Raw genomic sequence first — 14,532 nt, 5'->3', positions numbered from 1 at the left:
CTCCCCGGCAGAGCCGGGGGTTGTCTTTGCGCTAAAGCTAACAAAACGAAGATCCCCCGGCAGCCGGAACTTCCGGCTGCCGGGGGATCGTTATGGGAAATGTTCAGCCCAGCATGCGGGGATCAGCAGCAGCCGCAGCCGCCATGGCGGTGGCCGTACTCATCCATGCAGTCCTGGTTGGGGTCCTTCATGCACAGGTGTACGCTGGTGGTCTTGAAGGTCAGGGGCAGCGCCAGAATGTTCGGGTGGTCGCCCACATACTTCTTCATGGCGTCATCCAGCGCCTCCTCGAAGGTGGCGCGGGTCTTGAGGCCCATGCCGCGGGCATAGCCCGGTTCCTCGGCGCCCACGATGTAGATGGCGCTGGTGTTCATCTCGGCGATATGACCGCAGCTCATCATGCTGAAACCGTGGAACGGATGGAACGCATTGGTGAAGCGGTACTTGCGGATGTACTCCTCGTTGGTGGCAAAGTACTCGCCCAGGCGGTTCATATCGGGCAGGGTGTTCATCTGGTCATGCTGGAACCATTCGTAGCACTCCCGCAGGTAGGGCCACTTCTTGTCGTTGAAGAAGCCGTTGCACAGCGAGGAGCAGATGATGACGCAGTGGTCGCTCATGACGCGCTTGAAGCGCAGCACCTGCGCGGACAGCGCCTGCATCATCATGATGGGGTTGGTGCCCATGCCGTCGCCGTAGTGGAACTTCTGGGGCATACCGAACACCAGCACGTCATACTTCTTCTCGGCCCAATGCACATAGGTGCGCTTGTCGGCCACCTTCCAGCTTTCGGGCATCATCTCTTTGGCGTAGCCGGAGAAAATGGCGATCTGGCGGCTCTTGGAGTCCAGCACCGCGTCGCAGCAGAAGAAGGGATGGCCCATCTTCTCTTCCATGTGCATGGAGATCTCGTTGAATTTGTCGCGCATCAGGCTGCCGTTGTTCACGGGGGTGAAGTCCGGCCGGTGCATGACCGACGGCACATGGTGGCTGGCGATGCTCTTCCAGTTGGTGATGCCGGTGGCGCTGTGCTTGTAGCCGCCGGAGTAACCGCCGTAGGGGTTGCCGTTCACATGGCCGATCAGGATGGGCAGGTCGGCTTCATAGACCATGCGGTTCATCCACACCGGGTCGCCGCGCTTGGTGAAGCCCAGGTCCACCATGTTGTCCGGGTCCTCGGAGTCATGGCTGATGATCTGGCCGGTGTGCCAGAACTCGTTGTACAGTTCGGGTCCGAAGATCGCCAGGGCGTCCTTGTCGGTGGAACGCGGGTGCAGGCCGTTGGAGATGATGAACAGGATGTCCTTCTTCTCCACGCCCACGCTGTAGAGGTCCTGCAGAATGTACTTGATGGACAGCTTGCGGTGGCTGGTGGGCTGTTCGCCGCCCTTGACGCGGTCGGGCACCACAAAGACGACCTTGCTGCCCTTGTGCGCCAGTTCCTTGACCGTGGGCATGCCGATGGGGTGGTCCAGGCTCTGCCGATAGGCGGCTTTGAGCTGGTCCTCCGGGATGTAGGCCGGGTCGGGCACCGTGACGCCGGGAATAAATTCGTCGGTGTAATCCGGCAGGTCGGCGCCCATGGTCCCCGCGCCGTACTCAAATTCAAAATGCTTCATTGGTTGGCTCCTTTTCTCAGCCCTGCGGCTGCTTTACTTGCCCATGTAAAGGCGGATGATGTCCAGATATTCCTCCGGGTAGAACCCGATCTCGCCCGCAAAGCGGGTCAGGGCGATCAGGCCGCCGTCGATCTCGGGGATGGAGGCCAGCATGGCCGCGTTGTCGGTCTTGAGGCCGCCGCCGTAGACTACGTCCATGCCGCCGGTCTGCTCCTTGACAAACTTTGCGATCTTGGTGATATAGGGTTTGTCGGCCGGGGTCTTGCCGGGGCCGATGGACCAGATGGGTTCGTAGGCGATGGTGACCTTGCTCTTGTCCACATCTTTAAGCCCGATGGAGAGCTGGTCCCCCAGCACCTGCTGCCAGGCGTCCTGTTCTTCGCTCTTTTCCCCGATGCAGTACAGCACGGTCAGGCCGCGGGCCACCGCCGCCTTGATCTCCTGGTTCAGAATGCCGCTGACGATGCGGGACGCTTCCTGCCCGGTGATGCCTGCGGCCGCCAGGATACCCATTTTGTCGTTGCGCTCCTCACAGTGGCCGATGAGCACGCTTTCACAGCCCAGGGCCTTGGCGGCGGACGCCGGACGGTTGGTGGTGAAAGCGCCGAAGTTGCCGCCGGGGGCGGTATCGTCCCGGTAGACGCCCTGGCAGCCGATCTGCACCGGGCTGCCGGGGGCTTTGGCCGCCACGGCCGCCGGGATATGGGCTTCCGGCAGGTACATGACGAATTCCACTTCCGACGGGTCATAGCGGGTCAGCCCGGCCTGGGTGCCCTCCACGATGGCGCGGCCCCAATCGGCCGGGGCCGCCAGACGGTTGACGCCGCCGTATTCTACCGGCACGTCGAACCGCTTGAGGTTCAGGAAGATGTGTTTCATATTCAGATGCCTTCTTTCTTGTAGCGTTCCGCCATCTGCTCACAGGTGACCATCTCGACATACTGGCTCTTGCGGAAGCTGCCGAACTGGACCAGCAGCGGGGCGATGGCCGCCACCACGCCGTCCTTCATGCACTGGACGATCTTGCCCACTTCCTCGTTGGGGATCTCGCCCTTGACGATGGTATCCATGATGCTGTTGCAGTAGTTGCGCGGGTCCACGTTCTTCGGGTTGGCCGTCAGGTCACGGTAGAACTGCGCCAGCGCCGGGCTTTCTTTCAAAGCAGGCTCATCGTGGAACAGCTGCAGGATGTTCCGGGTGCAGGCCATGCGGATGTCGGTGTCCACATTGATTTTGTTGATGCCACAGCGGGCAACATCCACCAACTGGGCGACCTCAATGCCGAAGGCGTCCACCAGTTGGCCGCCCAGGGCGTTGATGGACTGCACATACTCCTGGGGCACCGTGGAAGAACCGTGACTCACCAGATAGCCCTGGATGCCCTCATGCAGCATGCACTCCTTGGTGGCGATGGCGATCTCGCGCCGGATGCGGGTATCCTTGCCCTTGTTGGGGCCGTGGCAGGTGCCGTAGCTGATGGCCAGCGCGTCGCAGCCGGTCTTTTTGAAGAAGTCCACAGCCTGCATCGGGTTGGTGTAGGTGGAAGTGGCGCTGAACACATGGTCCTCCACGCCTGCCAGCACGCCGAGCTCGCCTTCGACCGTCACGCCGTAGGGGTGGGCGTACTTGACCACCTCACGGGTCAGTTCCACGTTGTCCTCATAGGGCAGGCTGCTGCCGTCGATCATGACGCTGGTGTAGCCGCCCGCGATGCAGGCCTTGACGCTCTCCAGCGATTTGCCGTGGTCCAGATGCAGCGCCACCGGGATGGGGCTGCTGCCGCCGTACTGTTTGACGGCGTCGCCCAGGACTTTGGCGCCCTTCTGCTTGTTCTCGATGCTGCCGTTCATAAAGTCGGCCGCGCCGCCCAGATAGGCGTTGGAGGCTTCGGCCCCCTGCAGGATAGCCGGCGAGTCCAGCAGTTCATGGATGCGGACGGCGGCCTCCACCTGCCCGACGCTGTTCATGTTGAAAGCTCCCTGGCCGTAGCGGTGTTTGTCCGCCGCTTCCAGGATCGCGCGCATAGGTACCAGCATAGAGTATCCCCTTTCTATTTCTCTGTAAACACGAGTGTATCACGAAATTCCCGTTCCGTCAACCGAACTTATTCGGCCTGGAACACCGTTTCGCCGCCCACGACGGTGCGACGCACCTGCCAGGCGTCATCCAGCACCACCAGGTCGGCGTCCTTGCCGGCTTCGATGCTGCCTTTACGGTCAAAAATGCCCATCAGCCGGGCCGGGTTTTCAGTCAGCAGCGGCAGCACGTCCTCGGCGGGATGGCCGGTGAAGGACATGATGTTGCGCAGCGCCGTATCCTGCGAGAGGGTGCTGCCCGCGCGCACGCCGTTGCTGGCCAGTTTGGCGTCGCCGTCCACCACGACCACATCGTTGACGCCCAGCTTGTAGTGACCGTCCGGCAGGCCCGCCGCCTGGATGCTGTCGGTGATGGCAACGACCTTGTCCCAGCCCTTGCAGGCCAGCAGCATACGCACGCTGCCGGGGTGCAGGTGGCGGCCGTCGCAGATGGCTTCGCAGTAGATGTCATGTTCCAGCACGGCGCCCATCATGCCCGGGCGGTGCTGGTGGAACAGCCCCATCGCGTTGAAGGTGTGGGTACAGACTTTGGCGCCGTTGGCGATGGCCTGGCAGGCGGTGTCATAGTCCGCGCCGGAATGGCCGATGGCAACGGTGACTTCCCCGGCGATGTCGGCGATCATCTCATTGACGCCTTCCACCTCGGGCGAAACGGTGATGTAATGGATCGCGCCGCCGGCCGCCTGCTGATAGCGGCGGAACAGCGCGGCGTCGCCCTTGCGCAGCAGGCTTTCGGGCATGGCGCCCTTGTACTCCACCGAGAGGAACGGCCCTTCCAGATGGATGCCCAGCAGCCGCGCGCCGCTGACCGGCGCGGCCATGGCCTGCTTGGCCTGGTCGATGCACCAGAGGGTCTGTTCCTCGGTATCGGTAAGGATGCTGCACTGCCAGCCGGTGGTGCCGTGGCGGGCAAAGAACGCGCCGATGCGGGCCAGGTCCTCCGCCGTAGCGGCGTTGACGTCGATGCCGTCACCGCCATGGGTGTGCAGGTCGATAAAGCCGGGGGCCAGCACCATACCGTGCAGGTCCACCACCGGGCAGCCCGCGGGGGCGGCCAGATGGGGACCTACGCCGTCGATCACGCCGCCGCAGACCAGAACGTCCGCAGCTTCAAAGGCATGGTCCCGGTAGACACGGGCATTCCGAAACAGAACATCCGCCATACTGCCCACCCCCTTAGTACGGCTGCTTGGCCGCTACGTCGTTGACATAGATGCAGGCATGGGGATGGTTCTGGGCCAGCGTGGCGGGGAATTCCGCCGTCTGGTCGCCGTAGGCAGCCCGGCGCACCACCGCGCGGTGCCAGTCACGGAACACGCCCAGGCAGACTTCCCGCGCGCCGAGGATCTGCTTCATGCCGATGGTGACGCAGCGTTTGGGCATGCACTCCAGCGCGCCGCCCAGGTCGCCCACCGAGTTGGTGGCGCGGGTCTCGGGATGGATGTCCAGCGTGCGGGTGGGCAGCGCGGCGAACGCCTCGCAGCTCAGTTCCGGCTGGGGTTCATTGAAGGCCAGGTGCCCCGTGATGCCGATGCCGCCGAAAGCGATATCCACACCGCCCAGGTCCTCGATCATTTTGTCGATGCGGGCGGGGTCGGCGGGGTCCGGGAACACGCGCTGGGATTCCGGCATGACCAGTTCCGGGTCGATCTGGGAATAGACCACACGGTTCATGAAACCGCGGAAGGACAGCGGGCTGTTAATGTCGATGTAATGGTCATCGTCTTCCAGATACTCGTCCATATTGAAGAACCAGACGTTCTTCAGGCTGATGCGCTCCTTGTTGACCCGCTCCACAAAGAAGGGGTACTGCCCCACCGGGCCCACCGGGCAGATGAAAGCCGTGTGCCGGCCGGCGGCGTTGTTGGCAAGGATGCAGTCCGCCATTTTATCCGCCATCGCACGGAACACTTCCTCCGAGCTTTTCATCTTGACCAGCGGGGTCTTGGCGCCCTCGCCCAGTGCTTCTTCCGAGATGTGATAGTATGCTTTATCCATGATTGATGCAACTCCCTTCTGAAATTGAATGGATATGGAACGGTAAACTGCGGATGTGGCGGGGCCGGGGATCACCGGAACAGATGTTCCAGCCCCAGGTCCCGGATATGGGTCACGATCTCCCGCGTTCGGGTACAGCCGAACTTTTCCCGAATACGGTGGATCTGGCCTTTGACTGTGTCCAGCCCAACGACCCGGATCTCGCTGATCTGGCGGGCGTTCAGCCCCTGCAGCAGGTAGCGGATCAGCTCCCGCTCGGTGGGCGTGAGGGAAGCCAGCGTATTGACAAAGTACAGCAGGCTGGTCTCGTTGCGGCGCAGGCGGGAATACTCCCGCAGCATGATCTCCTGGGTATGGGCGCTCATAATCGGCGTACCGGCGTACGCCATGCGGATATGGCGGAAAAGCAGCTCGTTGTCGCTGCCTTTGACAAAGTAGTCCACCGCGCCGGTGGCCATGGCGGTCAGGATCATATCGTCATTGTCGTGCGCGGTCAGGTAGATGATCTGGGCCTGGGGCTTTTGGGGGTGGATGCAGGCCGCGGCGTCGATGCCCGCCTGGATGGTCTCCATCTCGATGTCCAGCAGGATCACATCGAACTCCTCCGCCAGCGCCAGTTCCACCGCGCGGGCGCCGGTGGCGGCTTCCCCCGCGACGGTAAAATCCGGCTGGGCGTTGAGCTGCTGGCAGAGGTCCTCCCGCAGGATGTCGTTGTCCTCCGCCACCAGGATGCGGATATTCATACAGATGTTTTCCCCCTTTTGCCCCGTTCCGGCAGCAGCTTGGGCAGCAGGATGTAAAAGGCCGAGCCTTTGCCGTACTCGCTGTCCACCTTCAGGGACCCCATGTGCTTTTTCACGATCATGCGCACATAGTACAGTCCCATGCCCCAGTTGGAATTGGAATTTTTGCTGGAATAGAACGGTTCAAAGATCTTTTTGAGTTCGTACTTCCCGATGCCCGCGCCCCGGTCCTGCACGCAGATGCCGATCTGGGTGGGCTTCTCGTAGCAGAACAGCCGCAGCGGTTCGTCGCGCCCCGCCGCAACGGTGGCCTCCCAGCCGTTGATCAGCAGGTTGGCCAGCGCGGCCTGCATGTGGGCCTCATCGGCCAGCACCACCAGACCGGACGGCAGTTCGACTTCCACCCGGGCCGCCGGGTACTTTTTCTGCAATGCGCCCACGGCCCCCTGCACCAGCGTTTCCACCGGGCATTCCCGCATGGAGATAGCGTTGGATTTCAGGCTGTTGTACAGGTCGCCCACATGCTCCAGCAGGCCGTCGTTGGTATCGGTCATCTGGCGGGCCAGCGCCTGCGCCTTTTGCAGGTCGGGCGTCGGGGACGCCAGTTCCTCGCTCAGACGGCGGCAGAGCACCCGGTTTGCCAGCAGTTGGTTTTTGATGCCGTGCAGGAACACGCCGCCGCCCATGCGGACGGTATCGTATTTGTTTTGCAGGCGGATATCGTCCTGGGTCTCGCTCCACTCGATGCGCGCCATGCTGATCATGGACAGCGTCCCCAGCAGCAGCGAAACCAGATTGATCGCCACGATAACAAGATACGTCACCGGCGAGAGGTAGGGGTTCATGTACCAGATCCCCAGGGAGAACATATAGTCTTCCCGGTAGAACAGATAGATCTGCGCAGGGTCCTGGGGGCAGTAGATGGCGTACAGCGCCGCAATACTGCACAGCAACACGCAGCGCACCGCCACGGAATTGCGGATATAACGGATGCGGGTGCGGGAAGGTTCCGATATCAGCAGCCAGCCGCCGGCCAGCAGATAGGCGACGATCCAGAGCAGGGACCCCCAGATTGCCACGCGCTGGGTGGCTTCCTGATCGGCAAAGCGCTGGAATACCGGGGGAAAGTACAACACCAGCGCCACCGCCGGCAGGATTGCCAACATCCAGCTGTGGCGCCGCAGCCAGAAGGCGCGCGGGCTGCTGGAATATTCCAGCGCCGTCAGCAGGAAAAGGAACGGGAACAGGAAGCGCCCCACGGCTACGCCGTAGCCAAGCTGCTGCAGCGTCAGCACGGAATACTGCAGCCATCGCCGGATGCCCGGCGTAACAAAAAGCACCGTGCTGAGGGGTTCCGCAATGCCGCCCTTCTTGGCGATGTAAGTCAGCATGAACCAGAGGTAAACCAGCAAGCTGGCCGACAATCCGCAGAGCAGCAGATATCTCTTTTTACGGCGATCCTCCACCAGCACCGCCAGCGCTGCTGAAACAGCCAGCAGGCAGGCGGCGACAAACAGCGGCATTCCTGATCTCCCCTTTCCCGTCCCGCGGCCGTTTTCCATTTGGTTACCGATCGCATTATACCATAAAATTCCGGCTTCGGGGAGGTTTTTTATGAAATTATTCCAATTTTCCCTCCTCTGCGCGGCAAAACGGGGCACAAAACGATTTTGTGCCCCGTTTTGTCACGGTTCAGATGATCGTGCTGCCGAAGCAGCTATTTTTACGCCGCGGCCTCTTTCATCAGGTCGAACATGACGTAGTCGCTGACAGGAACTTCCGCTTCCACTTCGCCGCTGGCGATGAAGCCGTCCTGCTGGGACTTGTACAGGCCTTCAATGGTGCCGTCGTTGATCTGGTCCATCATCTCCTGGCTGGTCAGCCATTCAGCGTCGCCGCGCTGCGCGTAAACGGTGTCGTAATCCAGGCCGCATTCCTCAGCGATCCACTGGCTGATCTGTTCCGCGTTGGCGGGATCGGCGCGGTAGTCCTTCGCCTTGTACAAAGCACGGGTGAAGCGGAGCAGGTTGTCGTAGTTCTGGTCAGCATATTCGGACATGCAGATCCAGCTGGAAACAGAAGCGGAGCTATCAGCAAAGCTCAGGTTGTCGGCCAGTTCGATCACATCCTCGCCCAGTTCTTCCTGAACGGCCAGGGTGCTGGGGCTCCACAGAGCGCAGGCGTCCAGAGAGCCGGAGATCATGGCGCTGACGATGCCGGAAGCATCCATCTCCATCGCGTTCACATCTTGCAGGGTCAGATCGGCGGAAGCCAGAGTCTTTTGCAGAATCGCCTCGCTGGAGGTACCGGCAGAATAGCCGATGGTCTTGCCGGCCAGATCGGCGGCGGTCTCGATGCCGTGGCTCTTCAGGGCCATAACACGGTCACCGTTGCCCACATGGGCGAAGCAGAAGATCTTGGCCTGGCCGTTGATGCACAGCTTATGGGCACCGGAGCCGATATAGCCTACATCAATGGAACCATTTTCCATAGCGGCGATGATTGTGGGGCCATCCTGGAACTGGACCAGGTTGACGTCAATTCCTTCTTCGTCAAAGTAGCCCATCTTGTCAGCCGCAACGACCTCAACCAGGCTGGAATAGTTGGGCATATATGCCACGTTCATGGTAATGCGCTCGGCGCTGGCGGTGCTGTCCGCCGCTTCCTCCGAAGTGGCAGCGGAGCTGGACGTAGCTTCCGACGACGTGCTTTCCGGCGCAGCAGAACTGCTGGTAGAGCCACAGGCTGCCAGACTGAAGGTCATCGCCGCAGCCATCAGGGTTGCAAGTAGCTTTTTCATGTGTTTGCCTCCATATAAGATAATGTAACTTTGACGGGGCCTGTCAGGCGCCCGTAGGGACCATTATTTGCGCACTTCCAGGTATTCCTGATAAACCTCGCCCCAGATTGCGTTCTTCAGTTCATTGAAGCGGGGGCTCATGCGGGTCTCCTGCGTGCGGGGGTACGGAATGTCGATGTCCAAAATCTTCTTGATGCGGCCGGGGCGGGCGCTCATGATAACGCAGCGCTGGCCGAGGATGATTGCTTCCTCCACGTCGTGGGTGATGAAGAAGCAGGTTTTCTTCTTTTTCTCCCAAGTGTTGAGCAGATCGGTCTGCAGCTGGGCACGGGTCTGGGCGTCCAACGCACCGAATGGTTCATCCATCAGCAGGATCTCCGGCTCGGCGGCGTAGGCACGGGCAATGGCCACACGCTGTTTCATACCGCCGGAAAGTTCCTTCGGGTAATGATCGGCGAATTTTTCCAGATCGACCATCTGCAGGTACTTCATGGCCTGCGCTTCTGCTTCCGCGCCCTTGATGCCGCGCATCTCCAGCGCGAAGCAGACATTCTTCTGGACGGTCAGCCAGGGGAACAGCGCGTACTGCTGGAACACGACGCCGCGTTCCCGGCCAACACCTTCGACCTTCTTGCCATTGACCAGCACCTCGCCGGAAGAGGGGGTGAGCAACCCGGCGATGATGTTAAGCAGCGTGGACTTACCGCAGCCGGAAGGGCCCACGACGGTGATAAATTCATTTTCGTGAATGTCGAGATTGACGCCGTTCAGAGCGGTCATTTCCCCCTTGCGGGTATTAAAGACCATCTTGACGTTGTCGATCTTGACCTTTACGCTTCTCTCTTCTCCTGCCATCCTGTCAGCTTCCTTTCTGCAAAGTCGATCACTTTCTCAACGATCAGGCCAATAACGCCGATAATGATAATGTACAGCAGCATGGGATCGGTGTCGAAGTTGCTGTTCAACACGCCGATACGCATGCCAAGACCTGCCATAGCGCCGGTGGATTCGGCGGCGATCAGGGTGGTCAGGGCGGTGGAAGCGCCCAGCCGGATCGCCGTCATGATGAAGGGCAGGCTGGCCGGGGCGATGACCCGGATGAAGATATCCTTGTCTTTAGCGCCCAGAACCTTTGCCGCGCGGATCAGCGTGTCGTCAATGTTGACAACGCCCTGATAAATGGTGATGCACATGATGAGGAACGTGGCGATCGTGATCGTGATGATCTGGGGACGGCGGCCAACGCCGGCGGACAGAACGATCAGCGGCACATACGCCAGAGGGGGAATGTTGCGGATGAACATGATCCAGGGGCGCAAAATGTTGCGCACCGGCAGATACCATGCCATCAGGATTGCCACCGGCAATGCGATGACGAAGCCCAGCACATAGCCGGCCAGAACCGAGATCAAGCTGCTGCCAATATCGGTCAACAGCACGCCACGCTCGTACATGACGCCGATCTGCTGGATGGTGACGATCAAATTGGGGAAACTTCTTGCGGTCAATGGCATGATCGAAAGGATCGTCCAGACGATCAGCGCCGCGACCAGTGAGATCAGCAGCCAGACCCTCGACGGGATCCGGGCTGCCAGACTGCCTGACTTTTTGTTCACGGAATCACCCTGCCTTCTTTGCTTTGTGGGGACCGCACCACCGCGGCGCGATCCTGTTTGGATACCTCGTTTTGTTGTATCCAGTATAATGGAATCCGGCACTTTGTAAAAGGGGGAACTTTTATCCCCCTGCTTTTTATTGATTCTGCACAAAAAGCCATATGATTTCCTAAGCAAAACGCCCGCCCATTGCCCGCTTTTTCTTGAAAAAGAAGCAAAAAAGCGGCAGAACATACATTCCGCCGCTTTATCAGGCCGCCTTTGCCAACAGCAGCCTTTTTTACAGGCTATTCCGGACGGTTTTCCTTACCGGCAGAAAAACGGGCTGACCCAGGCAGCATCCCCGTTTTTGAGCCAAACGCGCAGGCGGTATTGGCTCCCCTGCTCCAAATCAAGGAGCTGCGTGTGATGCAGCGTGTAGGCAGAAGCCGGTACGCCACGGCGCACCCGGAACTTGAATGCACAATGCCAAATGAGATCGTCGCGGTAATGCGGCGTGGGACCGAATTTTTCGGTAATGTGCTGTTCACTCTGGCTGTACTGTGCATAGATGCGGGTTCCCTGCAGGATCTGCCGCACAGGCAGTTCATACACTTCCCCATCTACCGTCAGTTTCAGCACATCGTCTATGCTTCCTTCCACCTCAAAGATCAGGCTTTCACGGCGGACCTGGCTGGGACCCATCCATTTTCCGCTTTCGGTCCCGCGATGGGTGGTCAACTGGAATTCGCAGCTGCGATCCTGCTGATCGATGATCTGCTGGCCGAAGGTGTTCCAGAGTTTTTCTACACTCAAAATACGGCCCGGCACATCCAGACGCCCCTGCCACAGCTTTTTCGCTGCATCCGGGAAGATACTCGTTTCCGGTCCCCAGCCAAATTCCACCTCGAATTTGAAGGCAAAGCGTTCAGGCAGCGGCACGCGCTCCCAAGTGCCGGAATGTACCAGCATCGTGTCCAAAATATTATCCTTAAGCAGTTCCACGCGGTCGATAGCATTGGCCGCTGTCAGATCCAGAACCAGTTTTGCCGGTCCCGGTGCCACCCGGCCGCCGATATCGGCACCGCCCAACGTGGCATTGATCGTCATACGGCTGCGGCTTACGCCGTATACCCGGCGCGCCCGCAGCCCCTGCCAAATGTCCTCGCGGCTGCGGCTGGCCGCCAGTACGCACATCATGCCGTGGTCGCATTCCCCAGGGACCGCGTGGTTATCGCCGGACGCGATGCATCCCACTTCAATTCCCTGATCCAGCGCCGCCTCATAGCAGGTCACACTGGTGCGGGGTCCCATGTGCTCGTGCCGCTCCATTCCGATAGGACCGTCATCATTTTCGCTACAGCCATGGCTGGAATATATTTCGGCAAAAGGCGAAAATTCCGGGTCATGGGTCGCCCAGTTCTTGCCGCGGCTTCCCGGCTGATATGCCACATGATGGGGAATACCGATGGCCCCGGACGGCTTAAGCGCGTCCCGCAATTCTTCATACGTCATGGGGTGGATCATCTGTGCTGACGTAGTGGGGAAAAACACATTATGGTCGCCGTCACTGCCATTTCCCTGCCACTCATACCCAGGGAACAACGGCCAGCCTTCCGCTTCTGCATGGCGGGCCAGCGCCAGCACGGCTTCCCAGTCGGCGCGCAGGTCCGTTTCCGGGATCAGATCCTCCAACTCTGCACCTGTGGGGGTACGGCGAATAGCAAACGGATAATAGGCAATCGGCCAGAAGTCCATGACCTGCTTGGCATGCTGATACCACTGTTCCAACTGATCGACCTGATTGTGGTGCGGATTTGCGTGCATATCGGCCCACAAATGTTCATACGACATAGGGTCACCTCATTTTTTATAATCTGCTGCGGCTTTCTTGCTGCAACTTGCGACGAATCGGCTTCAATGTAGCACAGTTTTTGCTATTTGTAAACACATTAAAGAAATCGGGCAGCTTTTTTGTGCAAATCTTACAATTCAAGAGCCGCATTTTTTACGTTGTCACCATCCGCACGGTCGCCACACCATCCCTCCGTTTCTGTTCCTGTACACACAGGGACCATCTTTCTCTCCCAGCGTCCTGTATACCACAATCACGCTCCGCGGGGCTTTTCTAAGCCCGCAAACAAAAAAAGAAGCGAAAGAACGTCAACGTTCTTTCGCTTCTTTTCTAGTGCCGGTGGTGGGGGTCGAACCCACACGGTGTCACCACCAACGGATTTTGAGTTTTCCAAACCATTCGGAACCTAACGGCATGGACCAGAACTAAGCAGTCTTTTTCGCCGCTTTCCAACACGCCAAAAGGCTTAAAAAACCTTATAAAATCAGCATTTTTGACGCTTTTCTCCAAAAGAACCACGCATTTACTCGCCCTCCACGATTACGAACAGCTGGATACCCAATTTTAGGTGCCGGAGGGATGTTGGAGGGATGCTGGAGGGATGTACACGGGATTTTTCTCCCGCGGATTCATGCAGAGAACACCCACTAATAGAAAGTGTAGCAGCTTCATCCGTTGTTGACAATACACAAATTGGAGCTGATACAATGAAAAGCAGAAAGCACTATGAGCAGCTTTTTGGTAAGTACCCCGATGTGGTGACGCTTTCACAATTTAGGGAAATGCTGGGTGGTATCGGTGACGGAACTGCCAGAAAACTTATGCGGGAAAATCGCGTCAAGCACTACTACATCCGGTGCACCTATCTCATTCCCAAAGCCTGGGTCATTGATTATGTTCTCAGTGACCACTACGCGGAATACAAAGATCAACTGAAAGCACAAGTTTAGACTGTAGCTGCGGGCGTTCAGAAATGAGCGCCTATTTTTTATCCAACTTGAAATTTGAGGAGGTGATACCAAAACATGAACACGCAAATCATTGCCATCGCCAACCAGAAAGGCGGCGTCGGCAAAACAACCACCTGCGCCAACTTAGGCATTGGACTGGCACAGGCCGGGAAGAAGGTGTTGTTAGTGGATGCAGACCCCCAAGCAAGTCTCACCGTCAGTCTGGGACACCCCCAGCCGGATAAGCTGCCCTTTACCTTGTCCGACGCAATGGGGCGCCTCCTGATGGATGAACCACTCAAACCCAGCGAGGGCATTCTACACCACCCGGAAGGTGTTGACCTGATGCCTGCCGACATCCAGCTCTCCGGCATGGAAGTTTCCCTGGGGAACGCCATGAGCCGTGAGACCATCCTGCGGCAGTATCTGGACACACTCAAAGGACAGTATTCTCACATCCTGATCGACTGCCAGCCTTCCCTGGGGATGCTCACGGTCAATGCGCTGGCAGCCGCTAACAGGGTCATAATCCCCGTCCAGGCGGAGTACCTGCCTGCCAAGGGCCTGGAACAGCTGCTCCAGACTGTAAACAAGGTGAAGCGGCAAATCAATCCCAAGCTCCAGATCGACGGCATCCTGCTGACGATGGTGGACAGTCGCACCAACTTCGCCAAGGAGATTGCCTCTCTACTGCGGGAAACCTACGGCAGCAAAATCAAGGTGTTCAGCACCGAAATTCCCCATTCGGTCCGAGCCAAAGAAATAAGCGCCGAGGGGAAAAGCATTTTTGCCCACGATCCCGGCGGCAAAGTGGCCGAGGGTTACAAAAATCTGACGAAGGAGGTGTTGAAACTTGAAAAGCAGCGCGAAAAAAAT

13 protein-coding genes are annotated in these 14,532 nt (G+C 59.0%); 2 read left to right on the top strand and 11 right to left on the bottom strand.

Going from position 1 to position 14,532, the window contains the following annotated elements; translation table 11 throughout:
• Nucleotides 1-122 precede the first annotated feature (122 nt).
• The 11 genes from Q0526_RS03380 to Q0526_RS03330 form a co-directional block, all read right to left on the bottom strand.
• On the bottom strand, nucleotides 123-1,619 hold the full coding sequence (locus tag Q0526_RS03380) for a lactate racemase domain-containing protein (protein WP_298730855.1): 1,497 nt from the start codon (nucleotides 1,617-1,619) through the stop codon (nucleotides 123-125).
• A gap of 33 nt (nucleotides 1,620-1,652) precedes the next feature.
• Nucleotides 1,653-2,498 (bottom strand): triose-phosphate isomerase family protein, encoded by an 846-nt coding sequence (locus Q0526_RS03375; RefSeq protein WP_298730852.1) that lies wholly within the window; start codon nucleotides 2,496-2,498, stop codon nucleotides 1,653-1,655.
• Between the two features lie 2 nt (nucleotides 2,499-2,500).
• Nucleotides 2,501-3,655 (bottom strand): class II fructose-bisphosphate aldolase, encoded by a 1,155-nt coding sequence (locus Q0526_RS03370; protein WP_298730850.1) that lies wholly within the window; start codon nucleotides 3,653-3,655, stop codon nucleotides 2,501-2,503.
• 68 nt (nucleotides 3,656-3,723) lie between these two features.
• Entirely contained in the window at nucleotides 3,724-4,878 is a 1,155-nt protein-coding gene (gene nagA / locus Q0526_RS03365; RefSeq protein ID WP_298730848.1) for an N-acetylglucosamine-6-phosphate deacetylase, read from the bottom strand.
• Between the two features lie 13 nt (nucleotides 4,879-4,891).
• A complete protein-coding gene (locus Q0526_RS03360; RefSeq protein WP_298730846.1) occupies nucleotides 4,892-5,713 on the bottom strand; it encodes a glucosamine-6-phosphate isomerase in 822 nt (273 codons plus the stop codon).
• A gap of 71 nt (nucleotides 5,714-5,784) precedes the next feature.
• Nucleotides 5,785-6,456, bottom strand: a complete 672-nt coding sequence (locus Q0526_RS03355; protein ID WP_298730844.1) for a response regulator transcription factor — start codon at nucleotides 6,454-6,456, stop codon at nucleotides 5,785-5,787.
• Entirely contained in the window at nucleotides 6,453-7,979 is a 1,527-nt protein-coding gene (locus tag Q0526_RS03350; RefSeq protein WP_298730842.1) for a HAMP domain-containing sensor histidine kinase, read from the bottom strand. The genes Q0526_RS03355 and Q0526_RS03350 overlap by 4 nt, the downstream gene beginning before the upstream one ends.
• A gap of 200 nt (nucleotides 7,980-8,179) precedes the next feature.
• Nucleotides 8,180-9,256: an ABC transporter substrate-binding protein gene (locus Q0526_RS03345; RefSeq protein ID WP_298730840.1), complete on the bottom strand. Its 1,077-nt coding sequence runs from the start codon at nucleotides 9,254-9,256 to the stop codon at nucleotides 8,180-8,182.
• Between the two features lie 63 nt (nucleotides 9,257-9,319).
• On the bottom strand, nucleotides 9,320-10,111 hold the full coding sequence (locus tag Q0526_RS03340; RefSeq protein WP_298730837.1) for an ABC transporter ATP-binding protein: 792 nt from the start codon (nucleotides 10,109-10,111) through the stop codon (nucleotides 9,320-9,322).
• On the bottom strand, nucleotides 10,087-10,872 hold the full coding sequence (locus tag Q0526_RS03335; protein WP_298730835.1) for an ABC transporter permease: 786 nt from the start codon (nucleotides 10,870-10,872) through the stop codon (nucleotides 10,087-10,089). The genes Q0526_RS03340 and Q0526_RS03335 overlap by 25 nt, the downstream gene beginning before the upstream one ends.
• Nucleotides 10,873-11,178: 306 nt before the next feature.
• Nucleotides 11,179-12,705, bottom strand: a complete 1,527-nt coding sequence (locus tag Q0526_RS03330; RefSeq protein ID WP_298730833.1) for a hypothetical protein — start codon at nucleotides 12,703-12,705, stop codon at nucleotides 11,179-11,181.
• A 708-nt stretch (nucleotides 12,706-13,413) separates the two neighbouring features.
• Here Q0526_RS03330 and Q0526_RS03325 point away from each other — a divergent pair.
• Nucleotides 13,414-13,656, top strand: coding sequence for a DNA-binding protein (locus Q0526_RS03325; protein ID WP_298730831.1), 243 nt, complete (start codon nucleotides 13,414-13,416; stop codon nucleotides 13,654-13,656).
• A 75-nt stretch (nucleotides 13,657-13,731) separates the two neighbouring features.
• Nucleotides 13,732-14,532: ParA family protein (locus Q0526_RS03320; RefSeq protein WP_298730829.1), on the top strand; the 801-nt coding region annotated here is incomplete at its 3' end.

This window comes from uncultured Subdoligranulum sp. (assembly GCF_937890665.1).
This window is presented reverse-complemented; position numbering and strand designations above follow the sequence as displayed.